The sequence below is a fragment of the Solimonas soli DSM 21787 genome (assembly GCF_000474945.1).
GTDB lineage: Bacteria > Pseudomonadota > Gammaproteobacteria > Nevskiales > Nevskiaceae > Solimonas > Solimonas soli.
On sequence record NZ_AXDW01000010.1, the window covers coordinates 136,083 to 161,223 of the forward strand.

Consider the following 25,141-nt stretch of genomic DNA (forward strand, 5'->3'; position numbering starts at 1 on the left):
CATGCCCGCCGCCAGCGCCACACGAGCATCGACCACGGCGGAAACGCCGGCGCGCGGCACGCCGGCGGCCAATTCACGCGGCGCGGCAGCCGGCGGCGCGATGCGCGACGCGCGGGTCAGCAGCATCCTGTCGGGCAAGCCGCTGTATCGCATGAGCGATGGTCGCCTCGTCGAACTGCCGAAAGGCATGACCGCGCAGGAAACGGCGATGCTCGAAGCCGAGGCGAGGGCCGCGCAGCAGAAGCTCGGCAAAGGCCCGGCGCCGAAGCCGGTGCCGGAGGTGCGCAAGGCGGCCGACAAGCGCGAGAAGGGCAAGGCCGAGCCGAAAGCCCCGACGAAGAAAGGCGCGGGTGGCGGTGCGATGCCGGCGATTCGCACCGCGCCGGTCGTCGCCCGGCTCAAGGCCGTCGGCGGCAAGGTCGCGAAGTATCTGCTGGCCAAGGCGGCGCCGGTGCTGGTGAAGGGCGTCGGCCTGCTGCGCACGCTGAGCCGCCACGAGCAGACGCACGACGACGCCGCGACCAAGCGCCGGCAGGCCGAGAAGGCGGTCGTCAATCCGGCCAGCGAGAACCAGTCGCGCAGCAATGCCGGGCAGGTCGGCATGATCGAGGCGCGTCCGGCGCCGCCGGTCGATCCCAACGCCGGCAAGCAGAAGCTGCAGCAGTCGCTCGCCGACAACGTGCCGAAGACGATCGAGGACGTCGACCACTTCAAGCGCGACATGAAAGGCCAGCATATCGGCGCCGATGTGCTGAAGGTGGTGCAGGGCGACAAGAATGCGGTGATCGGCACCTTTGCCGACATGGAGCGCACGCCGCCGCCGGCGCCGCCCGAGCAGACGCCGGAAGCGCTGCCGCCGCCGGAAGTCGCGCCGGCGACCGCGAACCTCGATCTCGGTGCCGGCGCCGTCGCGCCGATCGCGCCCGAACACACCGACGTCAGCAACTTCACGCGCGAGGCCGACGGCAAGCTCAAGGAAGAAGGCGTCACCCAGGAACAGCTCGACATGGTCGACAGCGGCGATCTCGCGGCTGCGAAGACCGAGAAGAAGGGCATGGAGGCCAGGGCCAGGACCGAGCCGGCGGCGATCCAGCAGTTCTCGCGACAGCAGACGGCGAAAGTCGATCAGGAGCTGAAGAACGAGGAGAAGCAGCAGCGCGGCGCGCTGGTCGCCAAACGCAAGAATGGCCTCACCGGCAGCGCGCAGAAGCAGAAGAAGGCGAAGAGCGATCTCGAAAAGAAGCGCGACGAGGTGGCGGCCAGGATCAATGGCATTCACAGGACCGTGCAGGACAAGGTCAGGAAGCAGCTCGCCGATCTGGAAACGCAGTCGATGAAGCGCTTCGACGACGGCAACACCGCCGCCACCAGGGCCTTCGAGGACGACGTCAAGAAGGAGCTCGACGACTTCAAGCGCGACCGCTACTCCGGCGTGTTCGGCTGGGCGCGCAAGGCCAAGGATTGGCTGCTCGGCATGGAAGACCTGCCGGGCGTCAAGGCGATCTTCGATCGCAACCGCGCGAAGTTCGTGGCGACGATCGACAAGCTGGTCGCCGACATCGGCGCCGACAACAAGCGCGCGATCCAGGACTGCAAGGACCAGCTCGCGCGCGCGCGCCAGGAGATCAAGGACTACGTCGACAAACTCGGCCCGGCGCTCAAGGCCATCGGCCAGAAGACCGCGAGCGACGTCGGCCGCCAGCTCGACGAGATGGACGGCTTCATCCGCAGGAAGGAAGAAGAGCTGCAGCAGAGGCTGGCCGACAGGCAGCAGGCGGCGATCAAGGCGATCGACGACAAGATCGAGAAGATGAAGGAGGCCATGTCCGGTGCGCTCGCCAAGCTCGGCAAGCTGCTGCTGTGGGCGGCGAAGAAGTTCTTCACCTGGGCGCTGAGCAAGTTCGGCTACTCGCTGGCGGAGATCGAGTCGATCATCAGCAAGGGTGCGGCGGTGCTGAAGGCGATCTTCACCAAGCCCATCGTGTTCGTGAAGAACCTGATGAACGCGGCGATCACCGGCTTCCAGAACTTCGGCAAGAACTTCCTCAAGCATTTGAAGGACGCCCTGTTCGAGTGGCTGACCGGCTCGCTGCAGGGCGTGACCTTGCCGACGACCTGGGACGCCCGCGGCGTCGCCGGCCTCGCGCTGCAGATGCTCGGCATCTCCTACGCCAACATCCGTCGGCACATGGTCGCGGTCATGGGCGAGCCGGTGGTCGCCGGCCTGGAGAAGACCTTCACGCTGGTGAAGACGCTGATCACCGAAGGGCCGATGGCGGCCTGGGAGCAGCTCAAGGACATGGCCGGCGTGATGCGCGACGCCTTCGTCGATGCGGTCAAGGACTTCATCAAGCAGAAGGTGATCGAGGAAGCGATCAAGTGGATCGGCGCCTTGTTCGTGCCCGGCGCCGGCATCATCAAGGCCGTCATCGGCATCTACGACACCATCGTCTTCTTCATCCAGAAGGCGAAGGACATCGCGCAGATGATCGGCCGCTTCCTCGGCGCGATCGGCGAGATCGCCGCCGGCAATATCGGCGCCGCCGCGCAGGCGATGGAGGACGGCCTCGCGCGCGGCCTGGTGCTGGTCATCAACTTTCTCGCCTCGCTGCTGCGCCTCAACGCCATCACCGCCAAGATCCGCGCCGCGATCCAGAAGATCCGCGACAAGGTCGATGCGGCGCTGGCCAAGGTCGCGAAATGGGTGGCGGAGAAGGCCAAGTCGGTGATCAAGAGCGTCGCCGGCGGGGTCAAGGCCGGTGTGCAGCGCGTCGCCGACTGGTGGCGGGAACGCAAGGGCTTCACCATCGATGACGAGCAGCACGAGCTGTCGGTTCAGGGCGAACCGAGCAAGCCCGACATCAAGATGGCCAGCGCGCGGCCGCAGAGCGTCCGCGAACTGCTCGCCAAGCGGCCCGGCAATGCCACGACCGTCGCCTGTCTGAAGGTGGTCGACGACCTCGAGAAGCTGATCAAGGCGCACACCGCGAGCCAGGGCTCATCGCCGGAGACCGACGGCATCCGCGCGCAGATTCGCGCCAGGCTCGCGCAGCTGGCGACCCTGCTGCCTTCGGTTTTCGGCGGACCGCTGCCGCTCACCACGATCACTTACAAGATGAGCGGCGGATTGGCCAAGACCGCCACCGCGATGCCGCTGACCAGGCGCGCCGGCAATACGGAGCCGAGCAAGGCGACCAGCGCGCCGATCCTGGCCGACACTTACATGACGGCGCTGAACGCGACCTCGATGCAGTGGGTGAAGATGCACATGGTGAGCTGGCGCATGATGGGGCCGAACGCCGACTGGAATTTCGCCGCCGGCGACAAGAGCGCCAACGGCAACATGACGGCGCTTGAACTGGCGACCGAAAAGGCGATCAAGGGTCCGGCCCCGGCGTCTGCCAGCGATCCCGACGAGCGCATCCGCTGGTACGAAACCAAGGTCACCTATCAGAAGGATGATCCGGCCAATCCCAACATCAAGTACTTCGCGAAGACGATGGAGGTGACCGAAGGCCGATACAACCCCGCCAACGGCGCCAAGACGAGCAAGACGCACGGGCCCTGGACTTCGGCCAAGCCGCCGCTCGCGGCGACGATGCTCGTCGTCGACTTCAGCCAGTCCGGCCGTTCGATCATCGAAAAAAGTGTCGATCCGGCGACCGGCCTGAAGCTCGGCAGCACAGCCGGTCAGCGCATCGTCGACGCGCGCGGTCTGATGGCTGCGGCCGAGGGGCGTCGCAACTGGGGCGCGGGCAAGGCCGCCGAGAAGCGCTTCAGGCAATACATGCGTGATGCCGGTGTCTCGGATTCGGTGATCGACCGACTGCTCGATCTGACGCGAAAATATCCGACGCTGTTCAGGCTGCAATGAACCCGCGCGCCAAACCGCTCCAGTCTCACGGCGGCGGCTTCGCCGCCGCCGCCGTCCCGGCTTGACGATGGCCATGCCGGCGCGACAGCGCAGTCCGTCGGCAGCGGCGCCGTCCGCTGCCGAGCGGCGCGTGTCGGCGTCCAGCACCAGCCGTCGACTGGCGCAAGCAGCCTCCAGTCCATCCGTCGCGCTACGCCCGGCGTCGCCGCTGACCCCGCGTTCGAGCCCGATGCTGTCGCGCTCGATCCAGGCTTCATCGAAAGTCTCCTCGCCCGACGATCCCGCCGAGCGCGAGGCCGATGCGGTCGCGCGGCGCGTCGTCAGCCTGCCGGCGCCGGCCACGGCGATGATCTCGCGGGCGGCGCCCGGCGTGCATCGCAAGGCCCTGCGCAGCGCGCCGGCGGCGTCGCGCGCGCCGACGCCGGGCGCGATCCGCGGCCATGGCGCCGGCGCCATGCTCACGCCCTCGCTGCGCCGCTTCATGGAGCCGCGTTTCGGCGCCGACTTCTCCGGCGTGCGCGTGCACACCGACGAGCGCGCGGCGAAGCTCAGCGCCGTGCTGAGCGCGCAGGCCTTCACCAGCGGCAGCCACATCTTCTTCGGCAAGAACCAGTTCCAGCCGCAGACCAGGGCCGGCAAGGAGCTGATCGCGCACGAGCTGACGCACACCGTGCAGCAGGGCGCGGCCCTGCAGCGCAAGGCGCTCGACGCGCCGGCGGTGACGCAGCGCACGCCGCGCGGCGGCATCTTCCGCAATCTGCTCGGCGCCATCGGCAGCGCCATTTCGGACGCGCTGCCGGACCTGCCGAACCCGCTCAACTACATCGCCGACAAGGCCAATCTGATTCCCGGCTTCCGCATGTTCACGATCGTGCTCGGCGTGAATCCGGTGAACATGAGCGGGGTGGACCGCAGCGCGGCGAACATCTTCCGCGCGATCCTCGAATTCATCCCGGGCGCCAGCCTGATTTCGCAGGCGCTCGCCAACTACGGCATCTTCGACAAGATCGCCGGCTTCGCGCAGCAGCAGATCGAGTCGCTGGGCATGGTCGGCAGTTCGATCAAGGCCGCGGTCGACGAGTTCATCGCCTCTCTGAGCCCCGAGGACATCCTGCATCTCGGCGATGTCTGGGAGCGCGCCAAGCGCATCTTCACCGAGCCGATCGACCGCATCATCGCCTTCGTCAGGGGCCTGGCTTCCGGCATCCTCGATCTGATCAAGGAAGCGATCCTGCGCCCGCTCGGCAAGCTCGCCGAAGGCACGCGCGCGTACCCGCTGCTGAAGGCGGTGCTCGGCGAAGACCCGATCACCGGCGACAAGGCCGAGCCGGACTTCACCGCGCTGATCGGCGGGCTCATGGAACTGGCCGGGCAGGGCGAGATCTGGGCGCGCGTGCAGGAGGCCCGGGCCATTCCGCGCATCGTCGCCTGGTTCAAGGGCACGGTGAACACGCTGAAGGGTTTCGTGCAGCAGATCCCGGCGCTGGCGCTGAATCTCTTCAATGCGCTGACGCTCGAAGACGTGGTGCTGCTGAGCGGCGCGTTCAACAAGATCCGCGGCGTGTTCGGCAGCTTCGTCGGCAATTTCATCAGCTGGGCGATCGACGCCGGCCTGAAACTGCTGCAGATCGTCTTCGACGTGGTGAGCCCCGGCGCCTGGGCTTACGTGCAGCGCACCGGCGCCGCACTGAAGAGCATCCTCAAGAATCCGCTGCCCTTCGTCGGCAATCTCGCCAAGGCCGCCAAGCTCGGCTTCCAGAACTTCGCCGGCAATTTCCTCGAGCATCTGAAGAAGGGCCTGCTCGACTGGCTGACCGGCTCGCTGCCCGGCGTTTACATCCCGAAGGCGCTGACGCTGATCGAGTTCGGCAAGCTGGCGCTCAGCGTGTTCGGCATCAGCTGGGCGCAGATCCGCGGCAAGATCGTCAAGGCGCTCGGCTCCGGCGGCGAGCTGATCATGACCGCGCTCGAAGGCGCGTTCGACGTCATCGTCGCGCTCAAGGACGGTGGCCCGGCGGCGGCCTGGAAAGTGATCCAGGACAAGCTCACCGGGCTCAAGGACAGCATCGTCGACGGCATCACCTCGTTCATCACCAATGCCGTCGTCACCAAGGCGGTGCCCAAGCTCGTCGCCATGTTCATCCCCGGCGCCGGCTTCATCTCGGCGATCATCTCGATCTACGACATGGTGATGGTCTTCGTCGAGAAGATCGCCAAGATCATCCAGGTCGTCACCGCTTTCCTGAATTCCATCGTCGCCATCGCCGCCGGCAACATCGGCGCCGCCGCCGCCAGGGTCGAGAGCATCCTCGGCGGCCTGCTGTCGCTGGCGATCAGCTTCCTCGCCGGCTTCGCCGGGCTCGGCAAGGTCGCCGACAAGGTGCGCGGCATCATCGAGAAGCTGCGCGCCAAGGTCGACCAGGCGCTCGACACGGCGATCAACTTCATCATCGGCAAGGCCAAGGCACTGTTCGCGAGCCTGTTCAAGAAGGGCAAGGACGGCAAGCCGGATACGCGCACCGAGCAGCAGAAGACGCAGGACAAGCGCGCCGCGATCGCGGAGAGCGAGCGACTGGTGCCGAAGAAGGATTTCGACGAGTCGAAAATCCGCGGAAAGCTCGGCGGCATCAAAAGCCGCTACAAGCTCAGCAAGCTCGACATGGTGGTCGACGCCAAGGACAAGCAGAAGGAGACGTTCCACTTTGTCGCCGCCGCGAGTCCCGACGAGGTCGGCCGGCCGCAGACCGTGCCGCTGGACGAGGACGGCCGGTGCAGCATCAAGATCGCGCGGCCGGAATTCCGGCGCAGCCTGAAAGTCCGGTTCCGCACGCGCTACCCGGGTTCGCACGTCGCCGGGGTCCTGGCCGAAAACGTCGATCGTCGCCATATCGTCTCCTCCGACGAAATGGCCAAGCACTACGAAAGCGTGCTCAATCCGATGAAGTGGAGCGAGGGCAAGAAGCGCCTGGTGTCCAAGGGCACGCCGGTCGCGGCCGAGCCGCCGAAGAATGAGCACATCCAGGCAGCTGCGGAGAAGCGCCACAAGAACTTCTTCAACGAGCTGGAGAACCTGTGGCCCGGCGACGCCTCCGAGAACCGCTCGATCGGCGCGGCGCGCGATCCGCCGCCCGGCTGGACGCAGGCGGCAGCCGATGCGCATGCCAAGCAGATGTACGACCAGTATGGTCTGTAAGCGATTCGGGACGGCGGACAATCAAGTGAGCGTATGAGCGAGCAAACGGAAAACAGCCTTCGCGCCCTGGCGACGCTGCGCGGCTTTCTGCGCACGATGCAATGGCAGGCGGTGGAACAGCGCATCGGCGCGTCCGTCGCGCTGCATGTGAAGGTCGACGGCCCGGTGGAGGAGATGGTCGCGCAGATCTACGGCGAAGCGCAGCGCTTCATGCTCAGTCTGATCTTCAGCGGGGTCGTCGCGCGCGCGCGCCGTGCTGCGGTGGCCGAGCTCATCCTGCGCGCCAACTGGCGGCTGATCGAAGGTGCCTTCGTCATGGACTTCGACAGTGGCGCCGTGCACTACCGCGCAGGTCTCGATTTCAGCGAGGCCGAGCTGAGCGAAGCGCTGGTCCGCAACATGGTGGCGGCGGGCATGGATGCCGTCGAGGGCTTCGCCGCTGCGCTGCTCGCGGTGGCCGAACATGGCGAAGCTCCCGATGTCGCGGCCGCCTCGCGGTTCGGAATGTCGCATGAAGACGGCGCTTGAGCCGTACACCGGCCGCCACGCCGGCGAAAGCGTCATCGTCTGCGGCTGCGGCGCTTCCGCGCGCGAGTTGCTCGACGTCGCGCGTCCTGTCGTCATCGGCGTCAACGACATCGGCCGCCTGCTCGATCCGGATTATCTTGTGGTCATCAATCCGCGCAGCCAGTTCAAGCCGGAACGCTGGCGTGCCATCGAGCAGAGCCGCGCGCGGGCGTTGTTCACGCAGCTGGAGCCTGGTGCGGTGCAGCCGCCCGTCGTGCGCTTCAGGCTCGGCCGTTACGGCGGCACCGAGCCGCGCGACGACGGCACCTTGCACTACACGCAGAATTCGCCCTACGTCGGCGTCTGCCTCGCGACGCTGATGGGGGCGCGGCGTATCGGCCTGATCGGCGTCGACTTCACCGACCATCATTTCTTCGGCAGCACCGGGCGCCACGCGCTGGCGCGCCAGCTCGCGCTGATCGACGCGCAATACGGACGGCTGGCGAACGCGCTCGCGGCGCGCGGCGTCGAGCTCGTCAACCTGAGTTCCGTCAGCCGCCTGCAATCGCTGCCGCGCATGCGCTTGCAGGGCGACGGGCTGTGGACCGCGCCGGCGCCGCGATGCGCACCGTCACCGCCCGCCGTTTCATCACCGCCGCAAAGGCCCGCCATGAAAATCGCCATCGAAAAACGCTCGCCGGGTCCGCTCGGCGATCTCATGGAAGCGCTCGCGGCCACGGCCGCGCGACTCGGCCATCGCGTCAGCCGCGATCCGCGTTCCGCGAGCAACGATGCGCAAACGCTCAGCATCGTCTGGAACGGTCGCGGCCATCGCGGACGCGGCCCCGTGCTGTATTGCGAGCACGGTTGGCTGCCGCGTTCGGATTATCAGATCAGTCCGCGCGGCATCAATGCCGGCTCGCATCTGGCGCCGTTCCGCTGGAACGGACAGGCGCTCGATGCCGCGCGCGATGCGACGCTCGACGCGCAGTTCGCGGCGATTCGCGCCAAGGCCTCGGCGCCGTCGCCGCAGCCCGGCGATTTCCTGCTGGTGCCCTTGCAGATGGAGTTCGATACCAATCTCGTCCATCACGCACCGGCGCAGCTGCGCACCATGCAGGCACTGGTCGATCGGCTGTCCACGGCCAATCCGCCGTGGCCGATGGTGTTCAAGCAGCACCCGGCCGATGCGCGGCGCGGCAACCGGCATCTGAAGCTGAAGCTGCGCCGCGGTCAGGATCGCCTCTGGCCGCAGTCGCGCGGCGACATCCACGCCATGCTGCGCGCGCCCGGGTGCCGCGGCGTCGTCACCATCAACAGCAATACCGCGCATGACGCGCTGGTCTGGGACGTGCCGGCGATCGTGCTCGGCCGCAACCTGTGGCCCGACGACGGACGCGGCGCCCAACCGTTTCTCACGCAGCTGCCGCCCGACTGGAGCGAACTCGCGAGGCATCACGACGACGCGCAGCTGCGCGCCTGCCGCCGCGCCTACGCGGCCTATCTGATCGACCATCAGTGGACGCTCGCCGACGCGGGCGATGCGGATCGGGTTCAGGCCTTGCTGGAATCGGCGTGGGCGAAGCGCGAAACGCATGCCCCGCCGCGCGCGGCCGGCGCCGTGCCGATTCGTCGCGACACGCGGCCGCTGCTGAACGTCGTCGCCGAGAACCGCGGCTGGCTGTTCGAGGCCTGGAAGCGGGCGTATCGCGAAGCCGGACACGCGCGCTGCCGCGTGGTCGCCAGCGAGCGGCCGCTGCGCGAGGCCGACGGCTGGCTGTTCATCCGCGCGCGCGAGGCGGCGCTGAGCCCCGACTTCGCACGCAGCATCGTGCAGATCCACGATTTCGCCGGCGCCGGGCACTACGCCGCCGGCGCGCCGCGCGCCGCCGTCCGTCGTTGCGCCGGCATTGCGCTCACGCATCCGGCGCAGCGGGCGATTCTCGAAGCGGCCGGCTTCGAGGCGCAGGGCCGGCGCTGGCTGCTGCAGGCGGTCGGCCGCGTCGGCGAGCCGCGTGCACGTGAAGCGCGCGGCGCCGGCCCGCTGGTGCTCGGCTGGGCGGGCCGCGGTCCGCGGCCCGAAGCGGATTCCGGGTTCGCCGATCTCTGTGCCGCGCTCGAAAGCGCGCGCCTGCCGCTGCGCCTGCGCCTGCACGGCAGCGGTCTCGAAGCCTGCGCACAGCGCCTGCGCGCGTGCGGCATCGCCTGCGAGCTGGTGCCGCTGCGCGATGCGGTGATCGCGCGCTGCGCGGACTGGCTCGCCGCCGTCGACGCGCTGGTGCTGACCGATCCCGCCGACTCCGGCCCCTGGCCGCTGTTCGATGCGCTCGCCGCCGGCGTGCCGGTGATCGCGCGCGGCAGCGGCTGGGCGCAGGAGCTGCTCGCGGGCGACACGCGCGGCCGCGTCGTGCGCGATCGCGACGAACTGGATGCCGCCTTGCGCTGGCTGACCACGACGGCGATCCCGCTGCCACGCGATGCCGTGTTCCCCGGCGCGGATTGGACCTGGTCGCGCTGGATCGACGCCAATCTCGATTTCGCCGCGACGCTGCTCGGCGACCGCGCGGCCTTGCCGCGTCGGACGGCGGCCGCCGCCGGCGCGGCGTCGCGCCGCGGTGCCCGCGGCTGAGAGCGCCGCATCACGCTACGCTGGCCGCACCGCCGGCGCTGTCGCGGTTTCGTCATGGAAGGCCGGCACGCTTTGCGGTTTTCGAGAGAACGCCATGGTCCGCCTGAAGACATTCGTGCCGGCGCTGCTGGCCGCGCTGTGCTGCGCAAGCGCGCACGCCGCCGCGGCGCCGCCCAAGCTCATCGTCGCGATCGCGGTCGACCAGCTCTCGGCGAGCCTCTTCGAGCAGTACCGCGGAAGTTTCAGCGGCGGCCTGGCGCGGCTGGCGGACGAGGGCGTGGTGTTCGCCAACGGCTACCAGAGCCATGCGGCGACCGAGACCTGCCCCGGTCATTCGACGCTGCTCAGCGGCCGCCATCCTTCGGCGACCGGCATCGTCGCCAACGACTGGTGGGCGGCGGACGGCGGCAAGGTCTATTGCGTGCAGGACGACACGACGACGGTGCCGGGCCGCGCGCAGGGCCGCGGGCCGGCGAATCTGCGAGTGTCCACGCTCGGCGAGTGGCTGCACGCCGCCGACGCCGCCTCGCGCACGATCGCGGTGTCCGGCAAGGACCGCGCGGCGATCATGATGGCCGGCCACGATCCGACCGCGGTCTACTGGTGGGACGACGAGTTGGGCTTCAACACCTACGTCGCGCCCGGCCAGAGCGCCGAACGGCGCCTCGCGCCGGTGGCCGCCTTCAACGACGAACTGGCGAGGCGCTGGGCCAAGGCCCCGCCGCAATGGCAGCCGCTCGGCGCGCGCTGCGCCGCGCTGCAGGGCACACGCCGCTACGGCGATCTGACGCTGGACCACCGCGTGCCGCCGCCGCTGACCCTCGATGCCGGCAAGCCGCTGCGCGAGGACCGGAACTTCCAGAAGTGGATGGCCGCCTCGCCGATCCTCGATGCGATCACGCTCGAGCTGGCGGCGCGGCTGGTCGACCAGTTCGAGCTCGGCGCGCGCGGCGCCGTCGACCTGCTGGCGATCAGCCTCAGCGCGACCGACAAGATCGGCCACCGCTACGGCAACCAGGGCCCGGAGATGTGCGATCAGCTCGCGCATCTCGATCGCGATCTCGGGGCGTTCCTCGCGCGGCTCGACGCGAGGAAGATTCCGTACCTCGTCGTGCTCAGCGCCGACCATGGCGCGCTCGACGCGGCGGAACGCGTCGCCACGCGCGGCGTCGCCGCCGTCCGTATCGATGACGACAAGCTCGTGCCCGCGCTGAACCGCACGCTGCGCGCGCAGCTCAAGCTCGACTTCGAGCCGCTGTTCGGTGACGCGCAGCAGCTCTACGTCGCCGCGCGCGCCGATGCGAAGCAGCGCGCGGCGATCGTCGCCGCGGCGCGCGAGGCGCTGCGCAAGAATCCGGATGTCTTCGCGGTCTACGGCAAGCGGGAGGCGCTCGCCGCGCGGCCGCCGCGCGACAGGCCGGCCGACGAGCTGACGCTGCTCGAACGCTTCGCCGAGAGCACCGACGCGCAGCGTTCCGGCGATCTGCTCGTCGCCTGGCAGCCGTACCGCTCGTTCGGCATGCCGAGCAAGGCCGGTGACACGATCGCCGGTCACGGCTCGCCGTGGAACTACGATCGCCGCGTGCCGATTCTGTTCTGGTGGCCCGGCGCGCACGGTTTCGAGCAGTCGCTGCCGATCGAGACGGTCGACATCGCGCCGACCCTGGCCGCGCTGGTCGGGATCGCGACGCCGCCGCTCGACGGCGTGTGCCGCGACCTCGACCGCGGACTCGCCTCGACCTGCGTGCATTCGACGAACCTGCCGGCGCGCCCTTGAGATCACGCCGGTGCGGCGTTCGTCGCGACGAACGCCGCGGTACCGCTGCGATCCGCGCCGTTACGCGGCCGGGCTTTCCTCGGCGAGACCGTTGTGGCGCAGCAGCGCGTCGATGCTCGGCTTGCGGCCGCGGAATTCGACGAACAGATCCATCGCCTCCTTCGAGCCGCCCTGCGCGAGGATGGTGTCGCGGAAGCGCTGGCCGATCTCCGGCGCGAACTGGTTTTCCTCGAAGGCGGCGAAGGCATCGGCCGACAGCACCTCGGCCCACTTGTAGCTGTAGTAGCCGGCCGCGTAGCCGCCGGCGAAGATGTGGCTGAAGCTCCACGGCATGCGGTTGAAGGCCGGCGGCTTCATCACCGCCACCTCGTCGCGCACCTTCTCGAGCAATTGCAGGACGCGGGCACCGTGCTCGGATGTCTGCGCCGGATCGAAATCGCGATGCAGGCGCAGATCGAACAGCGCGAACTCGAGCTGCCGCACCGTGGCCAGGCCGGCATGGAAGCTGCGCGACTGGCGCAGCTTGCTCAGCAGTTCCTCGGGCATCGCCGCGCCGGTCTGCCAGTGACGCGCGAAGTTCTTCAGCGTCATCGGGTCATAGCACCAGTTCTCCATGAACTGGCTCGGCAGTTCGACGGCGTCCCAGGCCACGCCATGGATGCCGGCGACCGAGGCTTCCTCGACGCGCGTCAGCAGGTGATGCAGGCCGTGGCCGAACTCGTGGAACAGGGTGACGACTTCGTCGTGCGTGAGCAGCGCCGGCTGGCCCGGCAGCGGCGGCGTGAAGTTGCAGGTCAGGTAGGCGACCGGCTGCTGCACGCCGTGCGCGGTGCGGCGGCGGTTGATGCACTCGTCCATCCACGCGCCGGAGCGCTTCTCGGCGCGCGCGAACGGGTCCAGATAGAACAGGCCGAAGGGCACGCCATCGCCGTCCTTCAGCACGTAGGTGCTGACATCCGGATGCCAGACCTCGATGCCGTCGACCTTGTCGATCGTCACGCCGTACAGGCGCTGCACGACGTCGAACATGCCGCGCACGACCTGATCGAAGGCGAAGTACGGACGCAGTTCCTCGTCGGACAGGCCGAGCTTGCGCTCCTTGAGCTTCTCGGCGTAGTAGGCGGCGTCCCAGGGCGAGAAGTCCTCGACGCCGTCGCGTTCGCGCGCGAAGGCGCGCAGCTCGTCGAGATCGCGCTGCGCGCGCGGCTTGGCGCGCTGCGCCAGATCGACGAGGAACTGCTCGACCTCGTCCGGCGACTCCGCCATCTTGGTCGCCAGCGACAGTTCGGCGTAGTTCCGGTAGCCGAGCAGCTGCGCCATTTCGTGCCGCAGGGCGAGGATTTCCTCCATCAGCGGACCGTTGTCGAACTGGCCGGCCTGCGGGCCGCGGTCGGAGGCGCGCGTCGCGAAGGCCTCGTAGAGCTCGCGGCGCAGCTCGCGGTGGTCGGCGTGGCTGATGACGGCGTCGTAGCTCGGAAAATCCAGGGTCAGCCAGAAACCGCTCAGGCCCTTGGCTTCGGCGCGCGCGCGTGCCGCCTGCCGGGCGTTGTCGGTCATGCCGGCGAGCAGGCTTTCGTCCTCGACGTGCTTGCCCCAGGCCTGGATGGCGTCCATCAGGTTTTCTTCGAACTTCGTCTGCAGATCGGACAGGCGCAGCGAGATCTCCTTGTAGCGTGCCTTCTGCGCCTCCGGCAGGGCGATGCCGGACAGGCGGAAGTCGCGCAGCGCGTCGGCGATCACCTTGCGCCGCACGGCGTCGTAGCCCTTGTACTCGTCGGACGCGGCGAGCGCCTCGTAGGCGCGGAACAGCGGCTCGGACTGCGACAGCTCCACCCCGTACTCGGTGAGCTTCGGCAGGCAGGCGTTGTAGGCGCGGCGCCACTCGGCGGTGGAGGTGACGCTGAACAGGTGCGAGACCGGGCCCCAGGCGCGCTGGATGTGATCGCTCATGTCCTCGAGCGGCTCGATCAGCGTGTCCCAGGTCGGTGCCGCGCCGCGCGCCAGCAGCTTGTCGAGTTCGGCGCGGTTCTTGGCCAGCACCTCGTCGAGCGCGGGCTCGGCATGCTCGGGGCGGATGGCGTCGAAAGCCGGCAGGGGCTGCGTCAGGGCGTCACGAAGCAGGGGATTGGACATGGCGGATCGTTTACAGCGGAGGGGTCGCTATTCTGGGGATGGCGGCCGCGCTTTTCGAGGACCGATCGTTCAGCAATTCCGGATTTCGGGGGAACCGTCCGGAATCTGGCGGTTTTTTGGCCTTTATCCACAGCCGGCCGGAGTGCCGCTCAGGCGCCGCGCAGGCTCACCAGCCAGCTGAAGGCCATGCCGCCGGCCAGCGCCGCGGCGAGCAGGGCCCAGGCCTGGCGGCGCAGATGCCGGGCCAGGCCGGCCTCGGAAAGCGTGGAAACGATGAATTCGCCGCCGTGCGGCGGCCGGCCGAGCACGTGCAGATCGGGATTCAGGCTCTGCTCGACGTGTTCGGCGCGCACCTGCGCCTGCGCGGCGCGGCGCGCGGCGTCCCATTCGGCGACGTCGATCTGGCCGTCGCGGTTGGTGTCGAAGCGGCGCAGCAGTTCGCGCCGATCGCTTTTCCACTCGCGCAGCAGCTCGCGCACGTCGGTCGCCTCGTCGTAGCTCTGCACGGCCGACTGCGTGCGGAACCAGCCGTAGGCGTAGAGCGGATCGCCGATGTGGATGAGCTGTTCGCTGTAGCGGTATTCGCCGGCGCTGAACCACGGCGTCCTCGGCGGCACCTGCGCCGGTCGCGGACCGCGGCCGCGCCAGCGGCGCGCGAGGCTCGGATAGGCCTGCACGCCGTGCGGATCGACGATGCATTCGCCGTCGGCGTCGGCGAGCAGGAACAGCTCGTCGGACACTGCCTCCTCGATGACTTGCCACTCGCTGCGGCGCCGGTCTCCGTCGTAGTAGTGGCGCAGCTGCTCGACCTTGTAGCGCCACCAGACGCAGCGCGCGCGCGACAGCGGCGAGAAGATTTCCGGTCCCGGCAAGAGGCGCGCGAAGCCGTTCAGCTCGACGTGGCCCTGCGCCGCCGAGCGGATGCGCGAGGTCGGCGTGTCCTCGATCAGCCGCGCACGGCGCAGGCGGCGGAAGCCGAGCACGAAGGCGCCGGCCGATGCCAGTGCCAGCAGGGCGCTGAACAGCCAGAACGGCAACGGATCGCCATGGGCGAGCGCGCGCGCGGCGTCGACGAGCGCCATGTCAGCGTCGACCGCGATTCAGCGGCGGAACAGCGCGTGCACGTCCACATCACTGGTTTCGGCGGCGCTGAAGCGCAGCAGTTCAGCCGGCCTGAAGGCGAACAGGCGGGCGACCAGCACATCCGGGAACTGCTCGATGCGCACGTTGTTGAGGTTCACGGTCTCGTTGTACAGCTCGCGGCGATCGGCGATCGCGTTCTCGAGGCCGGTGATGCGGCCGAGCAGCTGCTGGATGGACTGGTTGGCCTTCAGCTCGGGATAGGCTTCCACGGTCGCGACCACCGAGCCGAGGCTGCCGCGCAGCAGGCTCTCCGCCGCGCCGACGCCTTTCACGTCGCCGGCCTCGCGCGCCTGCTGCGAGCCGGCGCGCGCCGCCATGATCTGCTCCAGCGCCGATTTCTCGAACTGCATGTACTGCCGGCAGGTCTCGACCAGCTTCGGCAGCTCGTCGTGGCGCTGCTTGAGCAGCACGTCGATGTTGCTCCAGGCCTTGCTCACGCCGTGGCGCAGGTTGACCAGGCCGTTGTAGACATTGATGCCATAGGCGATCAGGGCCAGACCGGCGGCGAGCCAGATGAACGCAGTCAGCATGTTTCCCCCCGAGGAAAGCCAGCGCAGGATGCGAGAAATCGCAGTGGCGCGTTACCATAGCAAAAAGCCGCTCTAACGTACTGAACCATGATGCGAATTCTCGTTCTGCTGCTGACCGGCATCGGCGTCCTCGCCAGCCTCTCCGGCTGTACCGGCCAGCAGGTGCTCAACGACCTCACGACCAGCCGCGGCTACACGCTGACCAGCGACGTGCCCTACGACGCCGCCAACCGCCTGACGCTCGACGTCTACATGCCGGACAACGCGCAGAACGCGCCGGTCGTGGTGTTCTTCTACGGCAAGCGCTGGCGGGCCGGCGACAAGAGCGAATACAAGTTCGTCGGCCAGGCGCTGGCCTCGCGCGGCTTCGTCACCGTGATCCCCAACGTGCGCCTCTATCCGCGCGTGCGTTTCCCGGACTTCGTCAACGACGCCGCCAAGGCGGTGAAATGGGCGCACGTCAATGCCGCGCACTACGGCGGCAAGAGCGACAAGCTGTTCGTGATGGGCCACAACTCCGGCGCGCACATCGCCGCCATGCTGGTGCTCAACGAGGAATACCTGAAGGGCGTCGGCGGCTCGCGCAGCTGGCTGCGCGGCATGATCGGCCTTGCCGGCCTCTACAACTTCATGCCGATCACCGCGCCGGATCTGCGCGACCTGTTCGGCCCGGTCGACCGCTTCCCGTACACGCAGCCGATCTTCTTCGTCGACGGCAGCAATCCGCCGCTGTTCCTCGTGCACGGCGAGGACGACGCCATCGTCGCCGTCTCCAACACGCGCACGCTGGCCGAGTCGGTGACCAAGGCCGGCGGCCCGGTCGAGACGCTGATCTACCCGAAGATGTCGCACGATCTGATCATCAGCTCGTTCGCCTCGATGCTGCGCGGCCGCGCCGACGTGCTCGATCAGGTCGAGGACTTCATCAGGCGCAGGTCGAGCGGCCAGCCGACGCCGCGCGCCAGCGCCATCAACGCCACCAGGCTGGCGCCCGAGGCGCCGCGCGACGACGGCACCGTGTTCACCGACTCCATCGAATCGGCGCCGCCGGTGCCGGTGCAGTGATCGGCGCATGATCCGCAGCTTCGAGGGCGTCGCGCCGCGACTCGGCGCGCGGGTCTATGTCGACGAGCAGGCCGCGGTGATCGGCGACGTCGCGCTCGGCGACGACGTCTCGGTCTGGCCCTTCGTCGCCGCGCGCGGCGACGTCAACCGCATCGTCGTCGGCCGGCGCAGCAACATCCAGGACAACACGGTGCTGCACGTCACGCACGACGGCCCGTACTCGCCCGGCGGCGTGATGCTGGCGATCGGCGAGGACGTCACCGTCGGCCACGGCGTGATCCTGCATGCCTGCACGATCGGCGACCGCTGCCTGATCGGCATGGGCGCCATCGTCATGGACCGCGCGATCGTCGAGGCCGACGTGCTGCTCGCCGCCGGCAGCATGGTGCCGCCCGGCAAGGTTCTGAAAAGCGGCTGGCTGTACCGCGGCTCGCCGGCGCAGCCGGCGCGCGAGCTGAGCGCCCAGGAGCGCGAGCACCTGCGCTACTCGGCCGCGCACTACGTGCGCCTCAAGGACCGCTATCTGGGCGGGCGCTGAACGACGCGCGGCGCGCGCGACGCTTCGTCAGCGCCTGTGCGCCGTCATAAAATGGAAATCCGATTACGCACCTCGATCCCGCACCGGAACTTCAATGACCCGCAAACTCGTCCTGCTGCGCCACGGCCAGAGCCAGTGGAACCTCGACAACCGCTTCACCGGCTGGGTCGACGTCGACATCACCGAGGCGGGCCGCAAGGAAGCCGCCGCCGCCGGCAAGCTGATGCGCGAGGAAGGGCTGATGTTCGACATCGCCCACACCTCGGTGCTCAAGCGCGCGATCCGCACGCTGTACACCGCGCTCGACGAGATGGACCAGATGTGGATTCCGGTGGCCAAGACCTGGCGCCTCAACGAGCGTCACTACGGCGCCCTGCAGGGTCTCGACAAGGCCGAGACCGCCGCCAAGCACGGCGAGGCGCAGGTCAAGATCTGGCGCCGCAGCTACGACATCCCGCCGCCGCCGATGGACGCGCACGACGGCGGCCACCCGAAGTACGACCGCCGCTACGCCAGACTCGACGAGCACGCCCTGCCGGCCACCGAATCGCTGAAGACCACGCTCGAGCGCGTGCTGCCGTACTGGCACGATGCCATCGCCCCGCAGCTCAAGGCCGGCCAGACGGTGCTCGTCACCGCGCACGGCAACTCGCTGCGCGCCCTGTACAAGTACCTCAACAACGTCTCCGACGAGGCCATCCTCGAGCTCAACATCCCGACCGGCATCCCGCTGCTGTTCGAGCTGCACGAGAATCTCACGGTGAAGTCCTATCGCTATCTCGGCGACGCCGAGGCGGCGAAGAAGGCGGCCGAAGCGGTGGCGAACCAGGCGAAGTCGCGCTGAAAGCGATCGCCGCGGGCAACGAAGAGGGCGCCGATGGCGCCTTTTTTGTTCTGATGCGATGCGATCAGAGCAGGCGGCGAACCGCCACCAGTTTCCGTCGCCAGCGCCCGCTGAGTTCGGTGACGACGACGCGGCCGGCGCTCGGCGAGGCGTGCACGATGTAGCCGTCGTCGACATAGACGGCGACGTGCAGCTGGCGCGGCTTCCAGCGGTAGATGAGCAGGTCGCCCGGACGCAGCTGGGCGCGCGGCACGGCGACGCCGGTCTTCAGCAGTTCGTCGGCGGTGCGCGGCAGATCGAGACCGGCGCTGCGGAACACTTGCTGCACGAGGCCGGAGCAGTCGACGGCGTCGCCGTCGTTGCGCCCGAGTGCGTATTCGGTGCCGAGCATGGACAGCGCCTTATCGAGCAGCAGCGCGCCGATGCCGGTGCGGACGTCGTCCGCCAGCCGCAGGCGCAGCGCCGGCGGCAGGCTGGCGCGCCCGGCCGGCGCGAGCGGCGCGGCCGCGAGCGTCGTGCTGAGCCGCAGCTCCGGCGCGGCGCCGGCGGTGCCGATGCCGAGCAGGGCCAGCGACAGGAACATCAGCAGTCGGTCCATCGGCGGAGATCGGCAGGGGGATGGCGCGAGCCTGCCCGCTTCCGCCGCGTTGGCGGCCGTGGCCGCGATGGGCGGCGCCGCACGGCCGACCGGCGTGCGGCGCCGCGGACCTTCAGGACTTCAGCACGCGGCGCACCGTGACCAGACGCCGCTGCCAGGCAGCGTCGAGCGGCGTGACGACGACTTCGCCGGCGCTCGGCGAGGCATGCACGATGTGCTGGCGGTCGAGCATCAGCGCGACATGCAGCTGGTGCCGCTGCCAGCGATAGATCAGCAGATCGCCGGCGCGCGGCTGCGTGCGCGGCACCGGCACGCCGGTGTGCAGCAGCTGATGCGTGGTGCGCGGCAGCGCGATGCCGGCGCTGGCGAAGATGCGCCGCATCAGCGCCGAGCAGTCGACCGCCTCGTCGTCGTCGCGCCCGAAGCCGTACCCGGTGCCGAGCATGGCCAGCGCCTGATCGTGGATCTGCAGCTCCGCCGCCGACGGCGTCTTCGCCGCCTTGGCGTGCGTGGCATGCAGCAGGGCGAGGCCGCCGAGCAGCAGTCCGCACAGATCGCCGGCCGCGCGCAGGCGGCGGCGCGCCGGACGCACGACCGGCGCTTGCGCGGCGGTCGTCGCCGCCGCACTCACAGCGACATCCTCAGGCCCACGTAGACCGAACGGCCCGGTACCGGCACCGCGTCCTTGATGAACGAGGTCGAGCGGCGGATGTCGTCGTCGAGCAGATTGCTGCCGCGCAGATAGACCGAAGCGGCGTGATCGCCGTCGTCAGCGACGTAGAACTTGTAGCTGAAGTCGGCGTCGAGCAGGTTGTAGCCGGCGGTCCGCGTCTCCAGCGGCGCGGTGTCGTCCTGGCGGCCGGCGCGCGTGTAGTCGACGCTGCCGTCGAAGCGCTGCCAGCGGCCGTCGATGCCGAGGCCGACGCGTATCGGCGGAATGCGCGGCAGGTTGTCGCCGTTGTCGAGCTTGGCGCGCACGTAGTCGGCGAACAGGCGCGTGTTGAGCTTGACCGGGCCGTCCTGCAATACGGCGTAGTGCAGCTCGGTTTCGAAGCCGTACAGCTTGGCGTTGGCCTGACGGTAGTCGACCAGCAGCACGTCGCCGTCCGGGTTGAAGGTGCCGTCCTCGTCGACGCGGTCGGCGACGCCGTCGGCGTCCGGCGTGCCGCTGCCGTCGGCGTTGAGGCCTGCATCGACTTCCGACAGATACAGGAAGTGGTGGATCTGGTTGTAGTAGACGCTGGCGTTGAAGGTCCAGCGCTGCTGGTGATGATCGAAGCCGAGCTCGATGTTGTTCGAGCTCTCCTTCTTCGCGTCGATGTTGCCGCGCTCGAAGGTCTCGGTCGCGCCGTGCGGGCCGAAGGCGTACAGCTCCTCCGGCACCGGCGAGCGCTCGGCATGCGTGGCGTAGAGCTTGAGGTGCGAATCGGCGCCGACGTTGAAGCTGGAGCCGAGCGAGGCGGAGAACGGCGTGTAGTCGCGCTCGGCGACCGCCGGGCGGCCGGCCTCGCCCTGCTGCGGCGTGTTGGTGTCGCGCTCGGCGCGCGCGCCGAATTCGAGCTTGCCGCGGCTGTACGGCCCCAGATCGAACGGTTTTTCCTCGATGAAGAACAGGCCGGCCTGGCGGCTGTAGACCGGCGGCACGTAGGCTTCCTCGCCGACCGCCGAGAAGTCGCGCCAGTTGAACTGCGCGCCGAACACGCCGCGGAAGCCGAGCAGCGGCGCGTGCACGGCCTCGATGCGGCCCTGGTACTGCTGGTTGTGGAAGATCGTGCCCGGCTCGCCCTTGGCCTCGAACTCGGTGTGATCGTAGTTCGAGGTGCCGCCGCGGAATTTCAGCGAGTCGACGCCGTCGAACGGCTTGTTGAGGATGATCTGCGTGTCGAGGCGCGTCTGGTGCATGAGGATGAACGCGCTTTCCTCGATCGGCAGACCGTAGTTCGTCGTGAAACGGTTGGCGCCGAAGCCGAACACGTCGCCGTTGCCGTCGATGTAGGAGTACGAGGCGCCGCCCGACTGCGCGCGCAGCTGGCTGTTGTTCATGGTGTCGTGGAAGCCGCTGCCATCGACGTTCGACCAGCCGGGGATGCTGTAGTCCTCGGCTTCGCGAAAGCCGTAGTCGGCATGCAGCATGTGCGGGCCGCTGCCGTAGTTCAGCTCGCCGCTGAACGAGCCCTCGTCGCCGTTCGTGCCGTAGTAGGTATCGACGGCGCCGTGCAGGCCGTCTTCCACCCGCGTCGGCAGGCGGCCGTTGTCGACGTTGACGACGCCGCCGGCGGCGCTGTTGCCGTAGAGCAGCGTCGCCGGGCCCTTCAGCACCTCGATCTGCCGCGCTTGTGCCGGCGCGATGGTGACGTTGTGGTCGGGCGAGAGATCGGAGACGTCCATCGCCGACAGGCCGTTCTCCAGCATCTCGACGCGCGGACCGGCGAGGCCGCGGATCACCGGGCGGCCGGCGCCGGCGCCGAAGTCCGTGGTGGAAACGCCGGGCTGGCTCTGCAGGGTTTCGCCGAGCGTGCCGCGGCGTACGCGGTCGAGGTCTTCACCGCTGATCACGGCGGCCGGCTGCACGAGATCGTCGGCCGTGCGGCCGAGCGGATTGGCGGTGACGATCACTTCGGCGACCGGATCGCCGGCGCTGCCGGCAGCACCGGGCGCCGGGTCGGCGAGCGCGGCGGCGGGGAAGGCGATGGCGGCGAGCGCCAGCGGCTGGAGATGGAAAGCGGTGGCGCGGCTTGCGGCGCGCGGCAACGGCGAATCGCGACGCGCGCGGCGCCTGCGCAGGAAATCGGTCAGCATGAAAAACCCTCGAAAACGGCAGGAAGCGGCGCGCGAGGCGCACCGACGCAATCAGGCAGCGGGGACGGCCTGTGCCGGAGGACCGCGGATGTCGTAGGCGCGCCGCGCGGCGGCGCGTGCCGGCTGCACGGCGACGACGGCCGGAGCCTCGATGCGGGCGGCGGGAACCGGCGGCTGGACGATCGGCGTCAGCGCGGCGCCATCCAGGCCCTGCGCGTGCGCGCAGATCTTGCAGAGGGCGTCGCCCTGCACGGCCGGATGCTCGAAGGCATGCGCGAGCACCAGCCACTGACCCAGCGCGAGGGCCAGGGCGAGCAGCAGATGACGAGCGGCGAAACGGCGCATGAAGGCCGATTCTAGCGCAGCGCGACCGACCGACAACGGGGGTCAATCCCCGGTGGGCGCTGCCGGCGGCTCGGTGGCGGCCGTCGTGCCCGGCGCCGGCAGGGTCGTGTGCTTCGGCGCGTGCGCCGGCAGCCAGCCGGCGAAGGCGGGCAGGCGGCGCGTGGCGTGATAGGCGACGTAGCTCAGCAGCTGGCGCAGCAGCGTGCGGCGCCGCGCATCTTCCGGGAGGATGCGCCTGCAATGGTGCTGCATCAGGCGCTCGAGGCTGGCGCGCAGCGCGTCGGCGAGCGGGCGGCTGCGCACCACGAGGTTGGCCTCGAGGTTGAGGAACAGGCTCAGCGGATCGAGATTGCTCGAGCCGACGGTCGCCCAGTCGCCGTCGATCACCGCGACCTTGGCGTGCATCGGTCGCTCGCAGTATTCGTAGATGTGCACGCCGCCGCGCAGCAGGTAGTCGTGCAAGGTGTTGGCGGCCCACTGCACCCAGCGCATGTCCGGGTTGCCCTGCAGGATCAGGCGCACCCTGACGCCGCGCCGCGCCGCGCGGCGCAGGTCGCGCAGCAGGCGGTAGCCGGGAAAGAAATAGGCGTTGGCGATGATGATTTCGTGCCGTGCCGCACGCACGCCGACACGATAGATGCGCTCGATGTCGGCGCGATGCCTGGCGTTGTCGCGCACCACCAGCGCGGCGAGCGCGTCGCCGGCCTGGCGCGGCGGCTCGCTGGCGGCGCCGGCCTGCCGGCGGCGCCGCCAGCGCCATTGCCGGCGCACCGGCGGCGTGGTCGTCTCCAGCATCAGGCGACGGATCTCGTCGACCACCGGCCCTTCGATCTGCAGCGCGTAATCCTGCTTCGACTGCGCGCCGTAGTCGCGCACGTGGTCGTGCGAGAGATTGATGCCGCCGCAGAAGGCGATGCGCCGGTCGATCACCGCCAGCTTGCGATGCAGGCGGCGGAACATGCGCGTGCGCCGGCCGAGCACCGTCTTGACCGGATCGTAGACATGGATGCGCACGCCGGCCGCGATCAGCGGCGCAGTGTAGGCCTCCGGCAGCCAGGCCGAGCCGTAGCCGTCGATGGTGATCTGCACCTGGGCGCCGCGCTGCGCGGCGGCGAGCACGGCGGCGTGGAACTGCCGGCCGACCGGATCGTCGAAGAGGATGAAGGTTTCCAGCAGCACCTCGTGCTGTGCGGCGGCGATCGCCTCGAACAGGCGCGGATAGTATTCCTCGCCGTTCTCGAGCAGCTCGACGCGATGTCCCTCGTGCCACTGGCCGATCATCGGCGCGTCTCCGGCAGGTGCAGCTCGACGGCGAGCGCGGCGTGATCCGACAGCCGCGACCAGGGCGGCGCGGCGAGCACCTGCGGCCGGGTCACCGTCGCGTTGCGGAAGTAGATGCGATCCAGCTTCAGCAGCGGCCAGCGCGCCGGGAACGAGCGCGCCAGGCGGCCGCGCGTCTCGACGAAGGCCTCGCGCAGGCCGCAGCTCTGCAGGCGGCGGTTGGCGCGCAGCCACCAGTCGTTGAAGTCGCCGGCGACGAACAGCGGCGCGTCGTCCGGCACCTCGCGCGAGATCAGCCGGCACAGCTGCTGCAGCTGCTCGCGGCGATGCCGTTCGCGCAAGCCGAGGTGCACGCAGATGGCATGCACGTCGAGAATCTGGTTCGGCACGCGCAGCACGCAGTGCAGCAGGCCGCGCTGTTCGTGGCGGCCCACCGACACGTCGTGATTCTCGAAGCGCACGATCGGGAATTTCGACAGCACGGCGTTGCCGTGGTGGCCCTCGGTGTAGACCGCATTGCGGCCGTAGGCGAAATCGCGCCAGATGGAATCGGCGAGGAACTCGTACTGCGGCATCGCCGGCCAGGTGGCGTGGCGCACGGCATGCGCGCTGTGCTCGCCGAGCACCTCCTGCAGGAACACGATGTCGGCGGCGACGCCGCGCACCGCTTCGCGCAGCTCGTGCAGCACGAAGCGGCGGTTGAAGGAATTGAAGCCCTTGTGCGTGTTCAGCGTCAGCAGCTTGATGACGGGAGCGGCGTCCCTGGCCTTGTCCATCGTCCCTGATCCGGTGAGGCAAGGACCATAGGCTTGCCGAGCGCGCTGAACCGATGCTGACGCGGCCCGTTTCAGGGCCGCGAATAGCCCGCCGGCCGTCGCGCGTCGAGCCAGGCGATGGCGTCCTCGGCATCGCGCTCGAACCAGGCGCGCGCCGAGCCGAGCACGAAGTGATAACCCCAGGCATCCATGTCGGCGAAGCAGCGCGCCTGCGAGTAGCCGGGCAGGCGCGCGGCGAGCAGGCATTCGAGATAGCAGACGGCATGCTCCTCGACGTCGTCGCCGCCGGCATTGGTGTGCAGCGTGGCGCGGCGCGCCTCGTCGGCGCACAGCCAGTGGCTCGCCTCGTGCAAGGCCGAGTGCACCGGCGTGTCGCCGCGCAGATAGAGCGTGTCGCCGATCAGGCCGGCCTCGCACTCGCCCCAGTAGCTGCCGGGAATCGTCTCGCCGTCGGCGACCGGCGCGATGCGCAGGCCCAGCGGTTCGAGCAGGGCGCGCAGGCCGGCATCGCCGAGCGTCGCGCAGCGCACGACGTCGGGCGCGGCGGACGAAGGCGGGACGGGCAGGGGCTGGGCGGACACGGCATGGCGTCGGAGTCGGGAGCGCGCATTATGCCGGCGCGATCAGCCGAGCAGCGACGCGAACAGTCCCCGGGGCCGATGCGCGCGCGCGACCGTGACGATGAACGCCGCCGTCGCGAGCGCCGCGACACAGGCCAGCGCGCGCACGCGCCACGTGCATCCGACTTCAGCGCGACGCTGCCGAGCACGATGTACAGCAGCACCGCCAGCACCTTCACCGTCGGCCAGGCCTGCACCAAGGGATGCAGGCGCAGCAGGACGACCAGGGTGAGCGCGCTGGCGAGCAGCGCGGTGTCGACGATCGGCGGCGCGATGCGCAGCGCGCGGCGAAGCCGCCACGACACCTCGCCGGGCATCAGCAGGCCGCGCAGCGCGAACAGCGTCGGCTGACGACCCCCGGCGCCGAGGTGCACGAGGCGGATGTCGCGTAGAACGACATCAGTCCGCGCGCCGGCGGTTCACGAGCGCCGGCGAGTCCGCAGGGGCGCCGGCCGGTGGCGTCGGCGGCGGTCCGCATGGCGGGCGCAT

The 25,141-nt window shown here is 69.3% G+C and carries 18 protein-coding genes and 1 pseudogene; 8 read left to right on the top strand and 11 right to left on the bottom strand.

Translation table 11 applies throughout. The features are described 5' to 3' along the window. Position 1: 1 nt before the first annotated feature. The 5 genes from K344_RS0106490 to K344_RS20520 all read left to right on the top strand — a co-directional run bounded on the left by K344_RS0106490 (position 2) and on the right by K344_RS20520 (position 11,980). Positions 2-3,874 (top strand): phage tail family protein, encoded by a 3,873-nt coding sequence (locus K344_RS0106490; RefSeq protein ID WP_043113950.1) that lies wholly within the window; start codon positions 2-4, stop codon positions 3,872-3,874. Positions 3,875-4,103: 229 nt separating this feature from the next. Beyond that, entirely contained in the window at positions 4,104-7,067 is a 2,964-nt protein-coding gene (locus K344_RS20515) for an eCIS core domain-containing protein (protein WP_051361955.1), read from the top strand. Positions 7,068-7,100: 33 nt separating this feature from the next. Then, complete coding sequence (locus tag K344_RS0106500) at positions 7,101-7,595, top strand: YbjN domain-containing protein (RefSeq protein WP_028079987.1); 495 nt, start codon at positions 7,101-7,103, stop codon at positions 7,593-7,595. Next, positions 7,579-10,203: a capsular polysaccharide export protein, LipB/KpsS family gene (locus K344_RS0106505; protein ID WP_028079988.1), complete on the top strand. Its 2,625-nt coding sequence runs from the start codon at positions 7,579-7,581 to the stop codon at positions 10,201-10,203. Before K344_RS0106500 ends, K344_RS0106505 begins: the two co-directional genes overlap by 17 nt. Before the next feature lie 94 nt (positions 10,204-10,297). Further along, positions 10,298-11,980 carry an alkaline phosphatase family protein gene (locus K344_RS20520; RefSeq protein WP_051361956.1) on the top strand — a complete coding sequence of 561 codons (1,683 nt, stop codon included), beginning with the start codon at positions 10,298-10,300 and terminating at the stop codon, positions 11,978-11,980. Between the two features lie 60 nt (positions 11,981-12,040). Here K344_RS20520 and K344_RS0106515 read toward each other — a convergent pair whose 3' ends face one another. From K344_RS0106515 to K344_RS0106525, 3 genes are all read right to left on the bottom strand, one after another. Then, the gene (locus K344_RS0106515; protein WP_028079989.1) at positions 12,041-14,113 is read right to left on the bottom strand and encodes a M3 family metallopeptidase; all 2,073 of its coding nucleotides are present in this window, start codon (positions 14,111-14,113) and stop codon (positions 12,041-12,043) included. Between the two features lie 149 nt (positions 14,114-14,262). Then, on the bottom strand, positions 14,263-15,195 hold the full coding sequence (locus K344_RS0106520) for an EF-hand domain-containing protein (protein WP_051361957.1): 933 nt from the start codon (positions 15,193-15,195) through the stop codon (positions 14,263-14,265). Between the two features lie 18 nt (positions 15,196-15,213). Continuing rightward, positions 15,214-15,786: a LemA family protein gene (locus K344_RS0106525; protein WP_043113951.1), complete on the bottom strand. Its 573-nt coding sequence runs from the start codon at positions 15,784-15,786 to the stop codon at positions 15,214-15,216. A 90-nt stretch (positions 15,787-15,876) separates the two neighbouring features. Between K344_RS0106525 and K344_RS0106530 the strand changes: the two genes are divergently transcribed. The 3 genes from K344_RS0106530 to gpmA all read left to right on the top strand — a co-directional run bounded on the left by K344_RS0106530 (position 15,877) and on the right by gpmA (position 18,233). Then, a complete protein-coding gene (locus K344_RS0106530; RefSeq protein ID WP_245586136.1) occupies positions 15,877-16,851 on the top strand; it encodes an alpha/beta hydrolase in 975 nt (324 codons plus the stop codon). A gap of 7 nt (positions 16,852-16,858) precedes the next feature. Then, complete coding sequence (locus K344_RS0106535; RefSeq protein WP_028079993.1) at positions 16,859-17,389, top strand: gamma carbonic anhydrase family protein; 531 nt, start codon at positions 16,859-16,861, stop codon at positions 17,387-17,389. Positions 17,390-17,483: 94 nt separating this feature from the next. Beyond that, positions 17,484-18,233, top strand: a complete 750-nt coding sequence (gpmA, locus tag K344_RS0106540) for a 2,3-diphosphoglycerate-dependent phosphoglycerate mutase (RefSeq protein ID WP_028079994.1) — start codon at positions 17,484-17,486, stop codon at positions 18,231-18,233. A 64-nt stretch (positions 18,234-18,297) separates the two neighbouring features. Here the strand turns inward: gpmA and K344_RS0106545 are convergent, their stop codons facing one another. From K344_RS0106545 to K344_RS24945, 8 genes and pseudogenes are all read right to left on the bottom strand, one after another. Further along, the gene (locus K344_RS0106545) at positions 18,298-18,831 is read right to left on the bottom strand and encodes a C40 family peptidase (protein WP_051361958.1); all 534 of its coding nucleotides are present in this window, start codon (positions 18,829-18,831) and stop codon (positions 18,298-18,300) included. A gap of 112 nt (positions 18,832-18,943) precedes the next feature. After that, positions 18,944-19,462, bottom strand: a complete 519-nt coding sequence (locus K344_RS0106550; RefSeq protein ID WP_051361959.1) for a C40 family peptidase — start codon at positions 19,460-19,462, stop codon at positions 18,944-18,946. Further along, the gene (locus K344_RS0106555) at positions 19,459-21,630 is read right to left on the bottom strand and encodes a TonB-dependent receptor (protein ID WP_028079997.1); all 2,172 of its coding nucleotides are present in this window, start codon (positions 21,628-21,630) and stop codon (positions 19,459-19,461) included. The genes K344_RS0106550 and K344_RS0106555 overlap by 4 nt, the downstream gene beginning before the upstream one ends. A 51-nt stretch (positions 21,631-21,681) precedes the next feature. Further along, positions 21,682-21,975, bottom strand: coding sequence for a hypothetical protein (locus tag K344_RS0106560; RefSeq protein ID WP_028079998.1), 294 nt, complete (start codon positions 21,973-21,975; stop codon positions 21,682-21,684). 42 nt (positions 21,976-22,017) lie between these two features. Further along, on the bottom strand, positions 22,018-23,256 hold the full coding sequence (clsB, locus tag K344_RS0106565) for a cardiolipin synthase ClsB (RefSeq protein ID WP_028079999.1): 1,239 nt from the start codon (positions 23,254-23,256) through the stop codon (positions 22,018-22,020). Beyond that, entirely contained in the window at positions 23,253-24,032 is a 780-nt protein-coding gene (locus K344_RS0106570; RefSeq protein WP_028080000.1) for an endonuclease/exonuclease/phosphatase family protein, read from the bottom strand. Before K344_RS0106570 ends, clsB begins: the two co-directional genes overlap by 4 nt. Before the next feature lie 71 nt (positions 24,033-24,103). After that, positions 24,104-24,613, bottom strand: coding sequence for an elongation factor P hydroxylase (locus K344_RS0106575; protein WP_245586137.1), 510 nt, complete (start codon positions 24,611-24,613; stop codon positions 24,104-24,106). Positions 24,614-24,828: 215 nt separating this feature from the next. After that, positions 24,829-24,969 (bottom strand): annotated as a pseudogene (locus K344_RS24945) (SirB2 family protein); the annotation flags it as partial. Positions 24,970-25,141 lie beyond the last annotated feature (172 nt).

What these genes read in the sequence shown, in the direction of transcription:
- K344_RS0106490 (WP_043113950.1), top strand. Translation starts at nt 2, where the DNA reads ATGCCCGCCGCCAGCGCCACACGAGCATCGACCACGGCGGAAACGCCG.
- K344_RS20515 (WP_051361955.1), top strand. Translation starts at nt 4,104, where the DNA reads ATGCTGTCGCGCTCGATCCAGGCTTCATCGAAAGTCTCCTCGCCCGAC.
- K344_RS0106500 (WP_028079987.1), top strand. Translation starts at nt 7,101, where the DNA reads ATGAGCGAGCAAACGGAAAACAGCCTTCGCGCCCTGGCGACGCTGCGC.
- K344_RS0106505 (WP_028079988.1), top strand. Translation starts at nt 7,579, where the DNA reads ATGAAGACGGCGCTTGAGCCGTACACCGGCCGCCACGCCGGCGAAAGC.
- K344_RS20520 (WP_051361956.1), top strand. Translation starts at nt 10,298, where the DNA reads ATGGTCCGCCTGAAGACATTCGTGCCGGCGCTGCTGGCCGCGCTGTGC.
- K344_RS0106515 (WP_028079989.1), bottom strand. Translation starts at nt 14,113, where the DNA reads ATGTCCAATCCCCTGCTTCGTGACGCCCTGACGCAGCCCCTGCCGGCT.
- K344_RS0106520 (WP_051361957.1), bottom strand. Translation starts at nt 15,195, where the DNA reads ATGGCGCTCGTCGACGCCGCGCGCGCGCTCGCCCATGGCGATCCGTTG.
- K344_RS0106525 (WP_043113951.1), bottom strand. Translation starts at nt 15,786, where the DNA reads ATGCTGACTGCGTTCATCTGGCTCGCCGCCGGTCTGGCCCTGATCGCC.
- K344_RS0106530 (WP_245586136.1), top strand. Translation starts at nt 15,877, where the DNA reads ATGCGAATTCTCGTTCTGCTGCTGACCGGCATCGGCGTCCTCGCCAGC.
- K344_RS0106535 (WP_028079993.1), top strand. Translation starts at nt 16,859, where the DNA reads ATGATCCGCAGCTTCGAGGGCGTCGCGCCGCGACTCGGCGCGCGGGTC.
- gpmA (WP_028079994.1), top strand. Translation starts at nt 17,484, where the DNA reads ATGACCCGCAAACTCGTCCTGCTGCGCCACGGCCAGAGCCAGTGGAAC.
- K344_RS0106545 (WP_051361958.1), bottom strand. Translation starts at nt 18,831, where the DNA reads ATGGACCGACTGCTGATGTTCCTGTCGCTGGCCCTGCTCGGCATCGGC.
- K344_RS0106555 (WP_028079997.1), bottom strand. Translation starts at nt 21,630, where the DNA reads ATGCTGACCGATTTCCTGCGCAGGCGCCGCGCGCGTCGCGATTCGCCG.
- K344_RS0106560 (WP_028079998.1), bottom strand. Translation starts at nt 21,975, where the DNA reads ATGCGCCGTTTCGCCGCTCGTCATCTGCTGCTCGCCCTGGCCCTCGCG.
- clsB (WP_028079999.1), bottom strand. Translation starts at nt 23,256, where the DNA reads ATGATCGGCCAGTGGCACGAGGGACATCGCGTCGAGCTGCTCGAGAAC.
- K344_RS0106570 (WP_028080000.1), bottom strand. Translation starts at nt 24,032, where the DNA reads ATGGACAAGGCCAGGGACGCCGCTCCCGTCATCAAGCTGCTGACGCTG.